This is a genomic window from Roseofilum sp. SBFL (assembly GCF_017746885.1).
Taxonomy (GTDB): Bacteria; Cyanobacteriota; Cyanobacteriia; order Cyanobacteriales; family Desertifilaceae; genus Roseofilum.
In genome coordinates this window covers 85,935-105,909 of the sequence record NZ_JAGHZH010000175.1, presented here as the reverse complement: position 1 = coordinate 105,909, position 19,975 = coordinate 85,935, and the positions used below count along the sequence as shown (strand labels likewise).

General features: G+C 45.4%; 17 protein-coding genes and 2 pseudogenes. 10 read left to right on the top strand and 9 right to left on the bottom strand.

Annotated elements, in window-relative coordinates; translation table 11 throughout:
* Positions 1 to 98, bottom strand: a pseudogene (locus J7545_RS24205) (transposase); the annotation flags it as partial.
* Positions 99 to 142: 44 nt separating this feature from the next.
* Positions 143 to 1,273 carry a spondin domain-containing protein gene (locus tag J7545_RS19205; protein WP_318720014.1) on the bottom strand — a complete coding sequence of 377 codons (1,131 nt, stop codon included), beginning with the start codon at positions 1,271 to 1,273 and terminating at the stop codon, positions 143 to 145.
* A gap of 163 nt (positions 1,274 to 1,436) precedes the next feature.
* Here J7545_RS19205 and J7545_RS19200 point away from each other — a divergent pair, with 163 nt between their 5' ends.
* On the top strand, positions 1,437 to 1,898 hold the full coding sequence (locus tag J7545_RS19200) for a GNAT family N-acetyltransferase (RefSeq protein ID WP_318720013.1): 462 nt from the start codon (positions 1,437 to 1,439) through the stop codon (positions 1,896 to 1,898).
* Positions 1,899 to 1,963: 65 nt separating this feature from the next.
* Here the strand turns inward: J7545_RS19200 and J7545_RS19195 are convergent, their stop codons facing one another.
* Positions 1,964 to 3,112 (bottom strand): ferrochelatase, encoded by a 1,149-nt coding sequence (locus J7545_RS19195; RefSeq protein WP_318720012.1) that lies wholly within the window; start codon positions 3,110 to 3,112, stop codon positions 1,964 to 1,966.
* Positions 3,113 to 3,412: 300 nt separating this feature from the next.
* On the opposite strand from J7545_RS19195, the gene J7545_RS19190 reads away from it, so the two are divergent.
* The 3 genes from J7545_RS19190 to J7545_RS19180 all read left to right on the top strand — a co-directional run bounded on the left by J7545_RS19190 (position 3,413) and on the right by J7545_RS19180 (position 7,288).
* Complete coding sequence (locus J7545_RS19190; protein ID WP_318720011.1) at positions 3,413 to 3,601, top strand: hypothetical protein; 189 nt, start codon at positions 3,413 to 3,415, stop codon at positions 3,599 to 3,601.
* Between the two features lie 272 nt (positions 3,602 to 3,873).
* On the top strand, positions 3,874 to 6,756 hold the full coding sequence (polA, locus tag J7545_RS19185) for a DNA polymerase I (RefSeq protein ID WP_318702252.1): 2,883 nt from the start codon (positions 3,874 to 3,876) through the stop codon (positions 6,754 to 6,756).
* A gap of 280 nt (positions 6,757 to 7,036) precedes the next feature.
* Complete coding sequence (locus J7545_RS19180; RefSeq protein WP_318702250.1) at positions 7,037 to 7,288, top strand: DUF4351 domain-containing protein; 252 nt, start codon at positions 7,037 to 7,039, stop codon at positions 7,286 to 7,288.
* 153 nt (positions 7,289 to 7,441) lie between these two features.
* On the opposite strand, the gene nblB is transcribed toward J7545_RS19180, so the two are convergent.
* The gene (gene nblB / locus J7545_RS19175) at positions 7,442 to 8,107 is read right to left on the bottom strand and encodes a phycobilisome degradation protein NblB (protein WP_318702249.1); all 666 of its coding nucleotides are present in this window, start codon (positions 8,105 to 8,107) and stop codon (positions 7,442 to 7,444) included.
* A 71-nt stretch (positions 8,108 to 8,178) separates the two neighbouring features.
* Entirely contained in the window at positions 8,179 to 8,637 is a 459-nt protein-coding gene (locus tag J7545_RS19170; protein ID WP_318702247.1) for a CBS domain-containing protein, read from the bottom strand.
* A 296-nt stretch (positions 8,638 to 8,933) separates the two neighbouring features.
* Between J7545_RS19170 and cysK the strand changes: the two genes are divergently transcribed.
* The 6 genes from cysK (at position 8,934) to J7545_RS19140 (ending at position 14,674) form a co-directional block, all read left to right on the top strand.
* Positions 8,934 to 9,872 (top strand): cysteine synthase A, encoded by a 939-nt coding sequence (cysK, locus tag J7545_RS19165; protein ID WP_318702245.1) that lies wholly within the window; start codon positions 8,934 to 8,936, stop codon positions 9,870 to 9,872.
* A gap of 44 nt (positions 9,873 to 9,916) precedes the next feature.
* The gene (locus tag J7545_RS19160; protein WP_318702244.1) at positions 9,917 to 10,597 is read left to right on the top strand and encodes a J domain-containing protein; all 681 of its coding nucleotides are present in this window, start codon (positions 9,917 to 9,919) and stop codon (positions 10,595 to 10,597) included.
* A 124-nt stretch (positions 10,598 to 10,721) separates the two neighbouring features.
* Positions 10,722 to 11,462, top strand: coding sequence for a TVP38/TMEM64 family protein (locus J7545_RS19155; RefSeq protein WP_318702242.1), 741 nt, complete (start codon positions 10,722 to 10,724; stop codon positions 11,460 to 11,462).
* A 166-nt stretch (positions 11,463 to 11,628) separates the two neighbouring features.
* Positions 11,629 to 13,164: a mercuric reductase gene (locus tag J7545_RS19150; RefSeq protein WP_318702240.1), complete on the top strand. Its 1,536-nt coding sequence runs from the start codon at positions 11,629 to 11,631 to the stop codon at positions 13,162 to 13,164.
* A gap of 770 nt (positions 13,165 to 13,934) precedes the next feature.
* Positions 13,935 to 14,120 carry a hypothetical protein gene (locus J7545_RS19145; protein WP_318702238.1) on the top strand — a complete coding sequence of 62 codons (186 nt, stop codon included), beginning with the start codon at positions 13,935 to 13,937 and terminating at the stop codon, positions 14,118 to 14,120.
* 20 nt (positions 14,121 to 14,140) lie between these two features.
* Complete coding sequence (locus J7545_RS19140) at positions 14,141 to 14,674, top strand: transposase (RefSeq protein ID WP_318702260.1); 534 nt, start codon at positions 14,141 to 14,143, stop codon at positions 14,672 to 14,674.
* Here the strand turns inward: J7545_RS19140 and J7545_RS19135 are convergent.
* The 4 genes and pseudogenes from J7545_RS19135 to J7545_RS19125 all read right to left on the bottom strand — a co-directional run bounded on the left by J7545_RS19135 (position 14,659) and on the right by J7545_RS19125 (position 19,640).
* Entirely contained in the window at positions 14,659 to 14,784 is a 126-nt protein-coding gene (locus J7545_RS19135) for a hypothetical protein (RefSeq protein ID WP_318702237.1), read from the bottom strand. The genes J7545_RS19140 and J7545_RS19135 overlap by 16 nt on opposite strands.
* Before the next feature lie 19 nt (positions 14,785 to 14,803).
* Positions 14,804 to 14,911 (bottom strand): annotated as a pseudogene (locus tag J7545_RS24200) (transposase); the annotation flags it as partial.
* A 617-nt stretch (positions 14,912 to 15,528) separates the two neighbouring features.
* Complete coding sequence (gene ppsA, locus J7545_RS19130) at positions 15,529 to 17,985, bottom strand: phosphoenolpyruvate synthase (protein WP_318702236.1); 2,457 nt, start codon at positions 17,983 to 17,985, stop codon at positions 15,529 to 15,531.
* 365 nt (positions 17,986 to 18,350) lie between these two features.
* Positions 18,351 to 19,640: a Glu/Leu/Phe/Val dehydrogenase gene (locus J7545_RS19125; protein WP_318702234.1), complete on the bottom strand. Its 1,290-nt coding sequence runs from the start codon at positions 19,638 to 19,640 to the stop codon at positions 18,351 to 18,353.
* Positions 19,641 to 19,975: the final 335 nt, after the last annotated feature.

Here is a 19,975-nt window from a genome sequence, read left to right as displayed (position 1 = left end):
ATGATACTATTGCGAACAAAACGACCCGTGCGGATAGCTTCATCGAGCCTTCCGTACTGCTCTTTCGCTCCTTCTAGTTTCATCTCGTAGACCATCATGGTTTTATCGTTCTTGCTTGCGATAAATCATAGCATGGATTTTTCTAAATGGTGCGACCAATTAAAAAAGCCGCCCTCCGCTTCGCTAAAGGACGGGGCTTTAAACCCAGTTCTTTGGTAAAAGAGACAGGTGCCCGCTGAGTCGCGTCCCCACTTACACGCGGCAGATCGGTCTCTTCCCAAATTCCGCGTAAGGTTACTGAACCATCAGTATTTTGCGTAATTTGCAGATCGTCACTATCTTGACCGTTGTTGGCAGCATTAATCAGATCGACTAAACCGAAGACGATGGGACCATTTTGCCCGCGAGGAGCATTATGGATGTGGATGCGGGTGACATCATCATTGGGATCGGCGGTTTGCGGCGTACCGTTGAGGATTTGACCAAAATCCAAGCCGAAGACGTTGAGTTCGTAACTGAGTGCATCGCCAAATTCATTCAGGATGAGTTGCGAAGTACCGGTGGCATTAGAAGTAGTGGGGGGAACTTCTTGAGCGCCGGTGAGTACGGAAGAGAGGCGCGCGGAGGGATTGGAGGTGACTCGGATGCGAGCTATTTGATAGTTGGCAGCGGTATAGTCAGCGTTGGTGAACCGAGCATCGTCGAGAATGCCGCCGCTTCCGGGAGCATTGAAGCCGGTAGCGAGTTGAATGGTTCCGTTTTGAGCGACTCCGGTGTTGGGAGCGCTCTGCCCGAAGAAGGCGGTGTTGGCTGGAATTTCGTCGTTGACTTCGGTGCCGGCATCTAGGGCTTGCGAACCGGAAATGAGGATATCAGCGCCGACGAAGTTACCGTTGGCATCAAAAATTTCGTTAACGAGGGGATTGCCGTTGGCAACGAAGGTGTCGTTACTGGGCAAGATCATAGAAGCGTAGTTAAAGTAGCGACCTTGAGAGGCATCAACGTTAAAGGTTTGGCGGACGGTGGCTCCGGGGGCGATGGGAGCGCTGCCAATGGTGGCATCGAGGTTGCCGAAGCCACTGTTGGTGAATTCTTGACTGATAACGCTATTATTGCCATCTTCTGCGAGTCGTTCTAGTCCGGGTGAGGCGGGCGCTCCGCGATCGTAAGTATCAAAACCACCATTATGGAAGCCAACCCAGAAGGGGGTGAGGCTGGTTCCTAGATTAGGGGCAGCATTGTCGATGGTGACGGTAACTTGATTGAGAGCCATAGTTTTTTCTCCACATTAGGGTGTATGAAATTTACAGAATCTAGGTCGCAATACAATTGTACGGAATCATTATTCTTTAGTTCGCGATCGCGGACGATCATTCTTAGAAATTGGTTAGACTTTCCAAGAGTGACAGAAAAATTAAACAAGATCGTTATCGTTGATGAATATTCGAGTTGCTCAAGAATCTGATGTGCCAGAACTGGCAGATCTTTACTATCAAACGGTTCAGACCCATGGACTCCAGTATTATACCTTAGAGCAGACCCAAGCCTGGGCTGCTTTTGGGTTAAGCGAACGCTTTTTCCGTCAGTTTATTGTTGATATTACTACGTTTGTGGTAGTGAATGAGACTGATATTTTAGGCTTTGCGGGTATAGGAAATGATGGGCATATTACTTCAGTCTATGTGCGCCATGATTGTTTGCATCAAGGGATTGGTAGTTCTTTGATGAGGGTCGTTTTAGACTATGGAAAAAGTCAGGAAATGAAACGATTTTATGCTGAGGTAAGTCTGTTTAGTGTGGGTTTATTTAAGAAGTTTGGTTTTCAAGTTTATGATACGGAAATTGTTGAGCGCAAAGGGGTGAAGTTTGAGCGCGATTTAGTTGAGTTGAAGTGCTAATATTAAGAAAAGTAGGGGCGAAAAGTTTTCACCCCTACTTTTTAGCGATTTATGGAATCGTTTAATTAATGATGATGGTGATGATGATCGCGATCGTGATGATGATGATGGTGATGATGCTCAACAGTGAGTTGAGTATTCACCGATAAAGCTTCTTCTGAGAGCAGATCTTCAATGTGGGGATCTGCCCAATGTGCAGCCATATGTAGGAATTCTGGATGATCGTTAGCGCACTCCATTTGAATATAGGTAATGTTGGAGTATTGGCGCTGTAAGGCTTCGATAATATGCTCAACATCGAGTAGGGTTTCGTGGTTTTCGGTGACGAAACCAATAGGCATAAATACGATCGCCTTTGCACCAAGCTGAATCAGGTTTTCTGCTGCCAGTTTAGCGTCAGGTTGAGTCCATTCAATCAGGGGGGTATCGTGGTTGAGCCAACCCACGGAAATCAATGGATATTTGTAAATCAGTTTTTCCCGCACTAATTCATAGAGGGTTTGGCTTTCGGTGATACCGGAGGTGAAGCCTTTGGCTTTGTGGGGACAGCCATGATTCATTAAAACAATACCAATTTGGGAGGGTAAAATGCGATCGCGCAATTTCTGGGCAATTTTCTCCTCTACTACTTGAGCCATGAGGTTGATATAGTCTGGCTCGTTATAAAATGAGGGAATATAGCGCTCTCCCGTCACCCAATGCTCGCTACCCTCTTCTTTCGCCAGAGCTTGATTCACTTGTTCAACAGCGATACCACTGGTGAAAATGGAATCAACAACAAGCAGGGGATAAATGAGCAGTTTATCAAACCCTTCTGCCTTAATTTGCTCTAGCACTTGCTCAGGAAGGTAGGGAGCGCAAAAGTTAAAGGCTTTAAAGACTTTAATGCGATCGCCCCATTTTTGCTGTAAATGTTCCTCAATTCCGGCTCGCTGACGCTCAAAAATGGCATTGTGGGGGGAAATGAAATTACCATGCTGATGACTCCATTCATGGAAATCAAAGATCGCGAGGAGTTTGGCTAACGGGGGATAGATCCAAGTCGGAACCGGTGCAAACTTAGCGGTGAGCAGATTTAGGGCTTGTTCGTTATAGTTGGCAAAGTCGGCATAACTTTCCACTTCACCATAGCCCATTAACAGAACGGCAACGCGAGGGGGCTGGCGATCGCCAACTGGAGTTTGTTCTGAGTATTTTTCTGGAGTTGCAACCACGGCTGTTTCCTCAGTGGGTTTAAGATCACATTTTTCTAGGGTAGCATCCCCCTGGGGGGGATAGGTACTCTAGCAATAGGGGACAGGGAAAAGGCACAAAGCTAAACATTTTATAAAGATTAGTGGGAGTGTCAGCAAATTACAGACAATATCCATCCCCATTTAATTAACTGTTATAGTCCTTTGCGCTCGGCAACAAGCAACAGGCTCTCTAGCAATAGCTTGCATTGCTTAGTGTCTAAGACTTAAAATTGTACTCCATAGAAAAGAAAAGTTCTATAAAGTTTCTCTACAATTTCCATGAACTTAAATATTGAACTGGTTAGTGGCGATATTAATGAAGTAGGTGAGCTTGATTTTTTGCTATTGGGTTATAAAAATCCTCTTCTAGAGCAAATTGCTAGAGAAACCCATGCTTCATTTAAGAGTATCGAGAGCGCCAGTTGGATGTTTCCTCATCATTTCACAAACCGGAACAGAGTATTTTGAAGACGTGTTGAAAGAAGATTGCCAGGTGATGTGGAATTTTGTTCAGGAACTTTGTCAAAAACGGAAAGACGATCCCCTCTTCTGTTCTTACAAGCACTTGAAAAAACATCGAGTAACTTTTAATATTTCTCAAGTCTCAATGTAAAGAAAAAGCAAAGGAAAGAGGATCTGGGAGAGCAAAACTCATTGCCCAGTTACTGTATTCATACAGTGTTCATATATTCAGTCGTAAATTGCTATAATCCCCGTAACACATCATTTGAATTCTCACTGTGGTTGCAAATTCCCCTCGTCCCCTCCTCCTGCTCATTGATGGACATTCCTTAGCCTTCCGTGCTTATTATGCCTTTTCTAAAGGGCGCGATGGAGGACTGAAAACCCGTGGTGGTATCCCTACCAGTGTCTGCTTTGGCTTTTTGAAGTCGATGTTTGAAGTCCTCGAAAAAGAACATCCCCAAGCCTTAGCCGTAGCATTCGATCGCGCTGAAGCCACGTTTCGCCATCAAGCGGATGTCAACTATAAAGCCAACCGTCAGGAAACTCCAGAGGATTTTATTGGCGATCTGCAAAACCTACAGCAGATTTTAGTGGCTCTCCAGGTTTCTATTGCCACCTGTGCGGGTTATGAAGCCGATGATGTGCTGGCGGCGCTAGCAGAGCGGGGGATTAAAGCAGGATATCAGGTGAAGATCCTAACCGGCGATCGCGACTTATTCCAACTCGTCAATTCGGAAAAGCTCATCAGCGTTCTGTATCTTGCTGGAGGTAGCCAGAAACGCGATACCGCAACCCAGGAATTTTATCCAGCACAAGTGAAAGAAAAAATGGGAGTTCATCCCAGCCAAATTGTCGATTATAAAGCCCTTTGCGGTGACTCTTCAGATAACATTCCTGGGGTTAAAGGCATTGGGGAGAAAACGGCGGTGAAATTGTTGCAAGAGTACAGCACATTGGATGGGGTTTATGCATCGGTAGATCAAATCAAAGGCGCGATGCAAAAGAAGTTAATCGCCGGTAGAGGTGATGCGTACCATTCCCAATTTTTAGCCCAAATCACCACTGAAGTTCCCCTCGATCTCACCCTAGATGATTGTCATCTGCAAGGCTTTCCTCCCCAAGCCCCATCTGAGTTATTCCAACGCTTAGAATTAGAAACTTTTCGCCCAAAACTGAATCACTTCCAAACTCTGTTAGGGGGTAAAGCTCAAGAAGTGGGAGAAGCTGAGGCACAGATCGTAGATGAAGCTCTCGATTTTTGGAGCGCAGCAGAAACGGAAGCTGCGCAAGCTCAAAATCAGTTGCCCTTTACCCCGATTATTATTGATGATGAGCAGAAACTGACTGATTTAATTGCAAAACTCAAAACCTGCCAAGATCCCCAACATCCTGTTGCTTGGGATACGGAAACCACAGCATTAGAACCAAGAGATGCAGAATTAGTCGGTTTAGGATGCTGTTTTCAGCAGGATGAAACCCTGACTGTTGCCTATATCCCCCTCAAGCATAAACGGGGACAGAATCTAGAGAGCGATCGGGCTTTGGAACTTCTGCGCCCCCTGCTCGAAAATCCTGCCTATCCTAAAGTTTTCCAAAATGCTAAATTTGATCGGTTAATCCTCAAAAATAACGGCATTAATCTACAAGGCGTTGTCCTCGATACCCGACTTGCCAGTTATGTCTTAAATCCAGATAGAAATCATAGTCTCAGCGCCCTAGCCCAACAAGAATTAGGACTCATGCCCCAAAGTTATGAGCAATTGGTTCGCAACGAACAAACCATTGCTGATATCGATATTTCCTTGGTTACGAAATACTGTGGTATGGATGCCTATGTCACGTTTCAACTTGCCCCAATCTTTACAAAAAAAATCAGCTATTTTCCCAAACTTAAGCAGCTCTTAAAAGATGTTGAACTACCATTGGAACCGATTTTAGCAGAGATGGAGTGGAGGGGTATTTGTATCGACAAGAATTATCTGCAAACTCTCTCCAAGCCATTGACAGATCAACTGAAAAATATTGAAGAAAAAACCTATCAAGCTGCTGGTGAAAAATTTAATTTACGCTCCCCAAAGCAAGTCAGTACCTTGTTATTTGATCAACTAAACCTGCCCAAAGGGCGCAAAATCAAAACTGGATATTCCACAGATGCAGCAACTTTAGAAAAACTGCAACCGGAGGATAAAACGGGAGTGGTTAAGGCACTTTTAGAGTACCGCACGTTACATAAATTAAAATCCACCTATGTGGATGCTCTGCCCAAATTGGTAAATTCCCAAACCCAACGAGTGCATACGGATTTTAACCAAGCGGTTACCAGCACGGGACGTTTATCTTCTTCTAACCCGAATTTACAACATATTCCCATTCGTACCGAATTTTCCCGCCAAATCCGAAAAGCATTTATTCCTCAGTCGGGATGGACGTTAGTCGCGGCTGATTATTCCCAAATTGAGTTAAGACTTTTAGCCCATTTAAGTGACGATCCAATTCTGGTAGATGCCTATCAAAATCAACTCGATGTCCATAAAGTTACCGCTCAGTTGCTATTTGATCGCCAGGAGATAACCTCGGAAGAGCGCCGTTTAGGGAAAGTGATTAATTTTGGAGTTATTTATGGCATGGGGGCGCAACGATTTGCCAGAGAAGCGAGAGTAAGTGTGCGAGAAGGTAATGATTTTATTAAGCGATTTAATCGCCAATATCCCAAAGTGTTTGAGTATTTGGAATATACAAAAAAACAGGCGATTAGTCAAGGTTTTGTGGAAACAATTTTGGGGAGAAGGCGCTATTTTGAGTTTGGATCATCTGATTTAATGCGTTTACGCGGACAACCTCTAGAGGAGATTAGCTGGGAAGAAATACAACCAGGACAAAGGGATGCAGAGTTATTGCGTGCTGCTGCCAATGCACCTATTCAAGGTTCAAGCGCCGATTTAATTAAAATGGCAATGGTGAAATTAGATCGAGTTTTATGTCCCTATGAGGCACGGATGCTCTTGCAAGTTCATGATGAATTAGTACTGGAAATGCCAGTAGAGGAATGGGATGAGGTGTCGGTGAAAGTTCAAGAGACGATGGAACAGGTGGTTTCTTTAAAAATTCCTTTGGCGGTAGAAATTCATCGAGGAAAGAGTTGGATGGAAGCTAAGTAATTCACGCAGGACTTTATTTAAGGAGGCAGTGAAGAAAAATAGCGTTACTCTTTAAAAGAAATTCAAGGTAAAGTGATTGCCTTTTTGTAGAAAAGAGATTATGCTTAAATATGGATAACAATACGACTTAGTTCAAGTGGCGATCGCTGGAAGAATTTAATCTATCAACAGTAAACGATCCAGAAGCAACTGGGCGTTGAGATCAGCCATTGTTTGCTGAGTTGGGGTTCTTCCTGAAGCCGAATAACTCAAGATTAAAAATAAAAATGGAGATCGAATCATGGCAAGCATTATGCATTGGATGGAAGAGGGTAGAGAAAAAGGTAAGCACGAACAAGCCGTGGCAATGATTTTGCAGCAACTGCCTTGGAAAGTTGGAGCGGTTAAGCCCTATTTACAGGAAGAAATTGAGGCGCTCTCTCTGTCGGCTCTAGAGGATCTATCTATTGCTTTGCTGAAGTTTTCGGACTCTAATGACTTGGAATTGTGGTTAGAGCGGACAGCGAGAAAAATTCCCCTCAGTGTTTCCTAGCCTAGTCCCATTCCTCGATGATACAGCAGTTTGCGCTCTTATGAGGTAGATTAAATCCTTTTGCTGAAGGAATACGGCACGCAAATTCAGCCTTGTATCGATACTGATACTTGGGACTTGATATCAAATTGAAAAGATTAGATAAAGATTAGATTAGGAGTAGGTATTTTTGGCAGCGATCGCCACTTGATCCACCGGATCTTGAGCGAGTTGATTCAGGGCAGACTCTACCCCTTCTCCTTCTCCCCCCAAAGAGTGCAATGCTTGAGCGACACGGTGGCGAACTTGCCAATCGGGATCGTCAACTAAGGGAAATAACAATTCCACAGCTTCAGGATCGCCTAATTCTCCCACAGAACTGACGGCTGCGGAACGGACTAAATCTGTGGGGGAGTTGAGGGCTACTTTGAGTAAGGTTAAGGCGCGAGGATCGCCTAATTCTCCCAAGGTTGCCACAATACTCATCTGCAACAGCCATTCCTCCGTATTGCCATAGGCTTGTTCTAAATCCAGATAACCTTCAGTTAAGTGCAACGCCCCAATACCATCAGCCGCTGCTGCTTTGACATCAATTTCTGGATCGTTTTCCAGGCGATCGCGTAAAATAGTTAAACTTTCCTCTCGATTGACCTCTCCCACCGTCGATAACTGACTGATCGCTGCATAGCGCACCCGCACATTACTATCAATGGCTAAGGCTTGAATCTTGCTAAACGCCACGGCTGGATCGAGCAGACGCAATTGATTCACCCCGCGTAGGCGATCGCCATAATTTTCCGAATCTAATAATTGCTGAACTGATTCAGGGGTTACACTCATAGACTTCCAATACTCTCAATAGGGCAAATCCGATCGATACATATCGATACACATAGGAAAAGAACTTAACTCTAAGCCTCCAAGAGATCCCGCAAAATATCGGCTCTGGTAAGGATACCCACCAACTCCTGGGCATCATCCAAAACCGGTAAACGGCGAATATTATGTTTTTGCATTACCTTAGCGGCATCGCGCAAAGAGCGATCGCCCGTGACTGAAATGGGGCGATCGCTCATCACCTCACCCACCGTCAAACCCATCGCCTTACGCAAATCCTTCTCATAGGTTGATGGATTTTCTAAATAAATCACACTATCTAGCAACATAATATAGGGCGGCGGCTCCACCCCCGTTTCTTGCCACATCAAATCCGTCTCTGAGATCACCCCAATCAGCTTACCTTCTGCATCGACGACGGGTAAACCACTAATACGGTATTCCACCAACAAGTGAATCGCCTCCTTCAAGGAAGTATCTGGGCGAACCACCATAGGATTTGCAGTCATGACATCAGCGACGGTTTTCGGCATAGGGGCCTCTCCCAACAATTTGGTATTGAGTTTAACTATTATAGGGGGAATGGGGAAATGGGGAAATAGGGAGAGGAAGAAGCAAGGACTCATTTCCCCTTATTGTTAATTGAACTGCCAATTGGCTTAAAAATTGACAACGTAAAATGGGTTGAATTTAATTCTCAAAGCTAAGTCTCACAAGACGATTGCCTATTCCCTCGCTCCCAGGGCGATAACTTGCACGTTGTCCATAGGCTTTGGGACAATGGGCAAGATGTTCTCTATCTAATCGCTAATCATTTCACCGGTTCAACATGAAAATCGCACAAGATATTACTAAATTAGTCGGAAATACACCCTTGGTTCAACTGAACCGCATCCCGCAAGCAGAGGGCTGTGGGGCCAGAATTGTGGTTAAACTCGAAAGTATGAACCCAGCTTCCTCAGTCAAAGACCGCATTGGAGTCAATATGATTGATGCGGCGGAAAAAGAAGGGTTAATTGCTCCAGATCAGACCGTTTTGGTTGAACCCACATCTGGGAATACAGGGATTGCGTTGGCCATGGTGGCTGCTGCACGAGGATATCGATTAATCTTATTAATGCCGGAAACCATGAGTGTAGAACGGCGAGCAATGTTAAAGGCTTATGGAGCCGAGTTAGTCTTGACTCCAGGCTCAGAGGGCATGGGAGGATGTATCCGTCGAGCAATGGAAGTGGTAGAACAAACCCCCAATGCTTATATGTTGCAGCAGTTTCAAAATCCAGCTAATCCCCAGATTCACCGCAAAACTACGGCCCAGGAGATTTGGACTGATACAGATGGCCAGGTGGATATGATTATTTCTGGTGTAGGGACTGGGGGCACGATTACGGGGGTTGCGGAGGTGCTGAAGAAGAAAAACGAGATGATTCAGGCGATCGCCGTGGAACCGCAAACGTCCCCAGTCTTATCCGGTGGACAACCGGGACCGCATAAAATTCAGGGGATTGGAGCTGGATTTGTGCCAGAAGTTTTAAGGGTAGATTTAATTGATGAAGTCGTAACGGTTTCCGATGAAGAGGCGATCGCCTATGGTCGCCGTTTAGCCAGGGAAGAAGGCTTACTTTCTGGCATTTCTAGTGGTGCTGCAGTCTGCGCTGCGATCCAAGTTGGCAAGCGCCCAGAAAATAAGGGTAAGTTAATTGTGGTCATTCAACCGAGTTTTGGCGAGCGCTATCTGAGTACCCCCTTATTCCAAGATCCAGAATAGGAGGACACTCCAGACATGGGGACGCGGGAATGGGGAAGAGGGCTGTGAATTACTATGAAACCCTAGAAATTGAGCCAACGGCGACTTCAGAGGAAATTCGCCAAGCGTATCGCCGTTTGGTGAAACTCTATCATCCGGATCTCAATCAAGCGGTGGGTGATAAAAACCGGATCGTGGAGATTAATCTGGCCTATGAAACCCTCAGCGATTCCCACAGTCGCCGAGTGTACGATCGCCAACACTTTCCTTATGGTCAAAGGGGCGATCGCTCCAAATCTCCCCAACCCTCTACCCGTTCCTCTAAAAAACCCCTAGATCCAGATCGACATTGGCAACAATGGCTCTCAAGAGTCTATCATCCTGTCAATCTTTCCTTAATCGAGATTCTCTACTCCATAGAAGCAGAAATTGATGACCTTTCTGCCGACCCTTTTGACGATCAATTACTAGAAAATTTTCAACTGTATTTAGAAAATTGTCGTTCCTTATTGGAGGAAGCGCAACAGCACTTTCGTTCCCTCCCTAATCCTGGCCCAATTGCCAGCATTGCCGCCCATCTCTATCATTGCCTCAATCAAGTCAGTGATGGACTTGAGGAGTTCTCCTGGTTTCCTTACAACTATGACGAACACTATTTACATACTGGGCTAGAACTGTTCCGCATTGCCCGTGGATTGCGTCAAGAAGCCCAAGATGCCCTGCAAGAGGTTTATGCTGACGCTTGATTACCGTTAACCATAACGATCGCTTAACCAAAACTGACGTTCATTAATGTTCAAGGGTATTCTCAGGAGTTCCTCAGAGTAGTATGAGAGGATAATTCATAAAGTCCTATGGAACCTCTGATTGATGATCGATCGCCATCTGACCATTCGCAAATTATTCTCCCTGTTGGCCATCGGGGCGATCGCGCTCCTCGTCACCAGCAGCCCTGTATTTGCCCAAGATCTCACCAACAGCACGGGATTCAACCCTCAAGAACTCCTACGCTCTGCCCTACAGAGCATTGAAAACCTCGGCCCAATTGGAGCGATCGCCTTTATTCTCCTTTATATTGTCGCCACTGTGGCCTTCCTGCCTGGTTCTATCCTTACCCTGGGTGCAGGAGTCGTCTTTGGAGTTGCTTTTGGTTCGGTGTATGTGTTTATTGGCGCAACCCTAGGCGCAACCGCTGCTTTTCTCGTGGGACGCTACTTAGCACGGGATTGGATCGCCAAGAAAATCGAAGGTAATACTAAATTTAGTGCGATCGATCGAGCCGTTGGTGAAGAAGGCTTGAAAATCGTTCTCCTCACTCGACTCTCTCCAGTCTTCCCCTTTAACTTACTCAACTACGCCTATGGATTAACCCAAGTCTCCCTCAAAGATTACTTTATCGGTTCTGTTGGCATGATTCCCGGCACAATCATGTATGTTTATATTGGCTCCCTAGCCGGCAACCTGGCCACGATTGGCACAGGGGATCAACCTTCTAACCCAACCATTACTTGGACATTGCGGATTATTGGATTTATTGCCACAGTTGCCGTTACCCTTTATGTTACCCGCATTGCCCGTAAAGCCTTAGATGGAGCAATTGAAAACCATTAACAATGAACAATTAGGTCTGATGTGAATTCAATAGACCTCTTGCATAAGTGGGTAGAAAATAAATAGTAATGGAGTAATTCTGTATTCTTATCCCTATTGCCTATTCTTTAATTCCCTGACTTCTGCAAGAAGTCTAATTAATTTCCCCATTCCCCTATTCAAAACCATGTCATCCCTAAACTTATCTCCTATCGATCGCTATAACCAACAGTTAATTGATCGGGTTCATCCCCAAGATTGGGTTAATCCAACCCCCGCAGCACAATATGATTTAGTCGTCATTGGTGCGGGAACTGCCGGGTTAGTCGTCGCTGCGGGAGCCGCAGGATTAGATGTCGGCTTAAAAGTCGCTTTGGTAGAAAAGAACTTAATGGGAGGAGATTGCTTAAATGTGGGTTGCGTGCCTTCTAAATGTGTGATTCGCTCCTCTCGTGTGGTAGAAGATATCCGCAATGCCCCTAATTTTGGCATTCATCCCTCAGAAGAGATTAACATTAACTTTGCCCAAGTTATGGAACGGATGCGGAAAATTCGTGCCGGAATTAGCCACGATGATTCGGCGAAAAGATTCCAGAGTTTAGGGGTTGATGTCTTTTTAGGAGAAGGGCAATTTACCAGTAATTCGACTCTGGAAGTTTCCGGGAAAACGCTACCGTTTAAGAAAGCTGTAATTGCTACTGGTGCCAGGGCTGTGCGGCCGAAAATTGAAGGGTTAGAAGAAGTCGGGTTCTTGACCAATGAAACCGTGTTTAATCTCATAGAATGCCCGAAACGGTTAGCGGTAATTGGGGGTGGGCCGATTGGTTGTGAGTTGGCCCAATCATTCCACCGTTTAGGCGCTCGAGTCGTTTTATTTCACAATAAGGGACATTTATTAGACCGGGAAGATCCAGATGCAGCAGAAATTATTCAAGAGCAGTTTAAACAAGAAGGAATTCAACTGATTTTAGAGAGTCAGATTCAACGGGTAGAATCCACTCCAGAAGGTAAAGTGATTTATGTTTCTAGCCAGGGAAAACAGGAACCCTATCCCGTAGTTGTGGATGAAATTTTAGCTGGTGCAGGTCGTGCCCCCAATGTGGAAGGCTTGAATTTAGAAGGAGTTGGGGTGGACTATGACCGCAAAGGGGTAAAAGTAAATGATTATTTACAAACGACGAATCCCCAAATTTATGCGGCTGGCGATATTTGTATGAATTGGAAATTCACCCATGCGGCGGATGCGGCAGCACGAATCGTCATTAAGAATACGTTGTTTTCTCCATTTGGGTTGGGGAAATCGAAATTAAGCGATCTTATTATGCCTTGGGCGACTTATACCGATCCAGAAATTGCCCATGTGGGACTTTATGAGTGGGAGGCACAAGAGAGGGGAATTGAAATTGAAACGATTAAGGTATTAATGAGTAGCGTACATCGGGCGATCGCCGATGGAGAGACGGAAGGCTTCGTTAAAATCCACTATCTCCAAGGTTCGGATAAAATTGTCGGTGCAACTATTGTTGCACGTCATGCCGGGGATATGATTAGTGAAGTGACCACGGCGATCGCGGGTAAGATCGGTTTAAGTCAACTTTCTAGCACCATTCATCCCTATCCGACTCAAGCGGAAGCTATCAAAAAAGCCGCCGATGCCTACAAAAGAACCCTCTTGACTCCTAAAACCAAAAAATTCCTCAGTTTCCTCACCAAACTCTCGTAGAAACAATAATGAGATACTCTATCATAATTCCAGATTGCTTCAGTAAGATGGTTTGATACTAATATAGTTAGGGTGAATATAACTCTAAATGAACGGATGGAAGAGAAGAGCGTAGGCACTTTAATTGAAGTTAATCCAAAATTGCTGCAAGAAGCTCTTGAAAAGTTTACGAGTTCGTATTCCTAATCCCCATAAGGGAGATAGGAGCAGGATTAACCCGGATGCTCATGATCGTTACCATGATTACCAATCCGAAAAACCACAAGGGATAAATGGCTTGTTGGTTTTTAACTTGTGGACAACACTGGGTTTGATGGGGACAACAGCAGCAGCAAGCTTGATTGTGATTAGACATGATTGATTGTTTCCTTGCTCATGGATGGGGTAAAACTTGGGGGAACCCCTCTTCTGGTAAGGCTTTGAGAAGAGGGATCGGGCACTAGATTAGATTAGGTAGAAGCGATCGCGACGATAAAAACAGCCCCATTCACTTCTAGATACAGCGCTTTGCGCTGTAATGGTGTACAGTAAAGAAATAGAGGTGATGGAGTAGATGATGAAAGCATATAGCGTAGACTTACGAGAAAAAATCGTTAAAGCGCATCTAGTAGAAAACTACTCAATTAGACAAGTGGCCGCGAGATTTTCAGTGAGTAAAAATTTAGTTCACAAGGAACGTAAAACAACAAAAAATAGAAGGAAATGTAGAGCCAAAACGCAGAGGCAAGCCCCAGTTTAGTCATCTGACAAGTGTTGAAGCTCAAGAGCAAGTGAAAGCCTTAGTAGAAAAACATATAGATGCCACTCTAAGGGAACTGTGTGAATTCTTTGCCGAAGCGACTGGTAATTGGGTAAGTCCGACAGCCCTGTGTCGCTGTTTACAGAAATTAGGGTTATCTCGTAAAAAAACACGAGGCATAGCAGTCAAGCGGCAACAGAAAGAGTACAAAAACTAAGAGTAGAATATTGGGAAAAAATCAAAAAAATAAAGCCAGAAGACATGGTATTTATAGATGAATCGGGTATTCTCTTAGGAGGAAGTCGTGCTTATGGTCGTTCAGAAAAAGGGACAAGAGTCAGAGAACTTAAACCTTATTATCGAGGAGCGAAAATCACTCTTGTCGGAGCCATTAGTCAGCAGGAAGTTTTAGCATTAATGACTCTTGATGGCTCATTAGATGGAGAGGCATTTAAGGTGTTTATCAATGATTGTCTCCTGCCTAAATTATGGCCAGGTGCAGTCGTTGTGATGGATAGTTTACCGGTTCATAAACTTGCTTCAATTGTCTCTAAAATTGAAGCGGTGGGTGCTAGTGTCATCTATTTATCTCCTTATTCTCCAGATTTTAATCCCATTGAAATGTGGTGGTCACAACTGAAGTCTTTTGTCTTCGCTTTTGCTCCTACTACCCCTGCTATGATTGATGTTCTTCTGTCCGTAGCTCTTAAGTTGATCGATCCTGAACCTTTAAAAAACTGGTTTACTCATTGTTGTTACTGTCCCTCATAACAGCGCAAAGCGCTGTAAACGGCTTCTTGCTGTGCCTTCTTTCCGTAATCTTGCAAGAGTTGATAGAGCAGGTCTAAAATCTCTTCATTGGAGGAAAACCGATTGTTCATTATTAGTAATATAGCGGGCCTAAACGAATTGTGAAAAAGCATCGTATTTTTTCAGATCGGGAAGATTGAACAACTTGAAATCAACAAAGAGTTGAAATAAACGCTTAACACAAGCAAATAATAAACCCTTTTAAGATTTCTATTTGTTTTTTGCTCTCGGAATGGTTAGAATGCATTTGACCGGCTCGTCTCTTGAAGTTCAGACTTTTATTTTATCTGATTACGAGCTTTTTTGTTCATAAATCCAATAGGCCCGCTATAGACATGGCAGACCTTGTAGTATTTTGACGTTTGATTTAGGCAATTATCGGCCAGGGAACATTCTTGAACTGATTGATCGCCAATTGCGGCTTGATGATCCTAGTAAAGCTCTAGTTGTACCCTCTTGGGTTAAGGATCTCCATCCAGAGTGGTTAGCACAAGCGAAAAAATCAGGTTTGGTTAAATGATGACAAGGGGCGGCAATTGATTGATTCCGGCGAAGACCAGAAACCCGGTTTCTTCAAGAAACCGGGTTTCTAGACATGGGTGGGTGTTCTAGATTTGGGTATAACCCGCTCCTAGAGGGCTTAAGACTATCATTGGGCATCGCGCCGTTTACAGCGTAAAGCGCTGTAACGGAGTACAGTCTTATTCAGATAAGTCATTGCGAATGGAACGAAGTAGAATGAAGCAATCTCGACTATCTCGTGGATTGTTGCGATTGCTTTCCTGAGGTTGCAATGACAACGACCTAACTTAACATTATCCGCGCTCCAGTTCGGCAATGTCCAACATCGTCTTCAACACTGAATCCGGATTCAAACTAATCGAATCAATGCCTAACTCCACTAAAAAGCGGGCAAATTCTGGATAATCACTCGGCGCTTGACCGCAGATGCCGATTTTACGACCCTCCGCTTTTGCGGTTTCAATGGCTAATTTCACCATCCGTTTCACTGCTTCATGGCGTTCGTCAAACAAGGGTGCAACTAAGCCAGAATCCCGGTCTAAGCCTAATGTCAGTTGGGTTAAATCATTGGAACCCATGGAAAAACCATCGAAGACTTGGGCAAATTCCGAAGCTAAAATCACGTTGCTCGGTAACTCGCACATCACATAAACTTGCAAGCCATGTTTACCCCGTTTCAATCCATGTTTCGCCATTTCTGCTAACACCTTGCGCCCTTCTTCTGGAGTTCGACAGAAGGGAATCATGGGGATGGCATTTACTAATCCCATGTCATCTCGAACCCGTTTTAAGGCTTGGCATTCTAAGGCAAAGGCTTCCCGATACTGGGGGTCGTAATAGCGGGAGGCTCCGCGCCAACCAATCATGGGGTTTTCTTCCTGGGGTTCAAATTGACGACCGCCTAAAAGATTGGCGTATTCGTTGCTCTTGAAGTCGGAAAGGCGGATAATGACGGGATGGGGATAAAAGGCAGCCGCGATCGCCCCCATACCATAGGCTAACCGATCGACAAAGAAATCGGGTTTATAGGGATAGTGTGCCGTAAGCTCCTCAATCTCGGCTTTTACATCCGGATCTTCGAGTGCGTCAAAGTGAAGGAGCGCCAAGGGATGGGTTTTAATTTGATTGGTAATGATGAACTCTAGGCGAGCCAAACCCACACCGTCGCAGGGAATGGCTGACAACCGGAAGGCTTCCTCTGGGTTGCCCACATTCATGAGAATCTGCGTCCGGGTTTTCGGCAGTTCATCTAACACCGTTTCTTGCACGTCAAAGGGTAACAAACCGGTGTAAACATTGCCCTGTTCCCCTTCTGCACAGGAGACGGTAATTTCCTGACCGTTGGTTAACCGCTCCGTGGCTTTTTCACAACCCACCACTGCCGGAATGCCCATTTCCCTGGCAATAATGGCGGCATGGCACGTCCGTCCACCCGTATTGGTGACGATCGCACTCGCCTTTTTCATGATCGGTTCCCAATCTGGATCGGTGCGATGGGTGATCAGCACTTCCCCGGACTGGAATTGATCGATTTGTGACACATCCAGAATCACCCGTGCCGGTCCAGAGGCGATCGCCTCTCCCACTGCTCGACCTTGCACTAACAGCTCGCCTTTTTCTTTCAACTGATAATGGCGTAAAACCTGGCTTGACTTCTGGGACTGCACCGTTTCTGGCCGCGCTTGGACAATAAATAAGTGTCCCGTTTGCCCATCTTTCGCCCATTCAATGTCCATAGGCGTATAGGTTTGCCGCAATTTAGAGTAATGATCTTCAATCATCACAGCCCAATCGCCTAATTTGAGAATTTCCTCATCACTGAGGGCAAACTGTTGTTGTCGCACCCAAGGAACGGGCACAATTTTAGTCGCATGATTGCCATCGTGACGATAGACCATCTTAATGGCCTTACGACCTAGGCGTTTTTGCAAAATCGGTTTGAACCCTTCCCGCAATGTAGGTTTAAACACCAAGTATTCATCCGGGTTTACCGCGCCCTGCACCACAGTTTCTCCTAAGCCATAGGAAGCGGTAATCAGAGCCGTATTCTTGAATCCCGTTTCTGGATCGATCGAGAACATTACCCCTGAAGTCGCGAGGTCAGAGCGTACCATTTTTTGCACTCCCACAGAGAGGGCAACTTCAAAATGGTCAAAGCCTTTATGGGTGCGATAGGAGATGGCGCGATCGGTAAACAGGGAGGCAAAACAGCGATGAACCGCCTTGATGACCTCTTTTAAGCCGGAAATATTCAGATAGGTGTCCTGTTGACCGGCAAAACTGGCATCGGGTAAATCTTCTGCGGTGGCTGAAGAGCGCACTGCCACATCCGGATTGTGACCGTAGAGTTCGCCTAAGCGCTTATAGGCGACGGCGATCGCCATTTCGATCTCTTTGGGGAATCGGGTGTTGAGAATGAGCGATCGCACTTGTTTGGCTCGCTGACGCAGCAATAGCACATTATCCACATCTAAATCTGTCAATAGTTCCCGCAATTGCGGCTCTAGCCCCGCCGAAGAGATAAAATAACGATAAGCATGGGCTGTAATGGCGAATCCTTGGGGAACATTAATTCCTTTGGGGGTTAACTGACGAATTAGCTCTCCTAACGAAGCATTTTTACCGCCCACTAACCCAATATCTTCTAAACCGACTTGATCGAACCACAGGATAAAAGCATTTTCTTTCCACAATATCAAAGCTTTAGATTGTTCGGTATAAGCGTTTGTTAAATCAACAGTTTTCAACATTTTTTTGATCGCTCCCAAAACTGGAATAATAGAGGCAACAGGCAATAGGCAACAGGGAATAGTTACAGCCTGTTGCTTTGTGCCACATCAATTAATTCCCTAAAAAAGGGGGTTGGAGAGATTTTTGCCTATTGAATCAAAGAGGTAAAGATTCGGAGAATACATCCATGGGGTAGGGGATGGGAATCAACGCCACCTCTGCCGGGAATCTTTCCCTAAAAATGGAATAGGATAAAAGGGGAGTTAAAAATGATCCCTGAATATTAAAAAAAGATTTCAAAAGTGATTATCTCAATTCTAGCAAAAGAATCTTAAAGTAGACCAAAATTGTCGAGTTAGAAATTGAGGGAAAAATGAGAAGTGAGTTACGGATATAAACCGCGATCGCCAAGAGCCTGAGCCACACGACCGACACCCAAGGTATACGCCGCTAACCGCAACGGAATTCCCCGTTGTTGAGACGTTTCATAAACCCGATGATACGCCCGTACCATCAAGCCTTCCATCTCTTGATTTACCCGTTCTTCATCCCAGAATACATAGGACTGACCTTGTACCCATTCCAGATAACTGACGACTACACCGCCAGCATTAGCCAAGATATCCGGCAAGACCATAATGCCGCGACTGTGCAACAGTTGATCCGCCACTAGCGTAACCGGGCCATTGGCCGCTTCTGCCACAATTTTTGCCTGAATTCGAGGGGCATTGTCTTCCGTAATCTGATCTTCGAGAGCTGCTGGAATCAAGACATCACAGGGTAAGGTTAACAGTTCCTCATTGGTAATCCATTCACCACCTGGGAAGTTGTTCATCGGGGCATGATTTTCGACCACATGCTTACGCAACGCCGGAATATCTAAGCCATTTTCGGCAAAGATAGCACCGGAAACATTGGAAACTGCCAACACTTTAGCGCCTGCTTGATGGAACAACAGAGCCGCCGCACCCCCAACATTCCCGAAACCTTGAATGACCACGGAAGCACCCGCCAACGGTTTATCCTGTTGCGCCAAAGCTTCGCGCACTACAATCATGACACCTCGACCCGTCGCCTGTTGTCGTCCCTTAGAACCACCGACAGAGAGGGGTTTACCGGTGACAATACCAGGAACTGCATGACCGACATTCATGGAATAGGTATCCATCATCCAAGCCATTTCTCGCGCCGAAGTTCCCATATCTGGAGCTGGAATATCGACGGCTGGGCCAATGTCTTTAATCAGTTCGCTGGTATAGCGGCGGGTAATGCGCTCTAGCTCACCGACACTATATTGACGGGGATCAATGGCAATACCGCCTTTAGCTCCGCCGTAGGGAATGCCCAATAAGGCGCATTTCCAGGTCATCAGCATGGCTAAAGCTGAGACTTCCTGCAACGTAACGGAGGGATGATAGCGAGTTCCGCCTTTGTAAGGGCCGAGAACATCGCAATGTTGAACCCGGTGTCCGGCTAAAACTTGGACTTCTCCGGTATCAAGCTTAACGGGGATGGAAACGGTGACAACTTTGCGGGGATTCTCCAAAACGGCCAGGATACCCGGATCGGTATTGAGTTCGGAACCGGCTTGCTGCAAGTAACTACAGGTGCGATCCATGGGGCAAATATGGGCCGGTGTGGGAGGCTGGGGCATCTTAACTGAGGATTGCATCATCAGAGTTTACCTCTTATGAATGGTGTTAATTCAACCTTATAGTTTTACGTTAGCTCAGGATTACAAAGAAAAACAAAAAACAGTAAATCTCGTAACAATTTGACATTATTTAATGTGCTTCTCATAATTTATGAGCGTAAGAACGTCCGGAATAGGGAAACTTACGCAATTGCTGGCATTGGCGATGGCACCCCTCAACAAAGCGATCGCCTGCATCTAGACTCTTTGCCAACCTAGCGGTTGCAAGGGACTTTAACCATGTCTTTATGAACTATAATTTGTAAACTTTGCCCTTTGGCGATCGCGATTGTTATTAGCCATCCTTTAGTCATCGT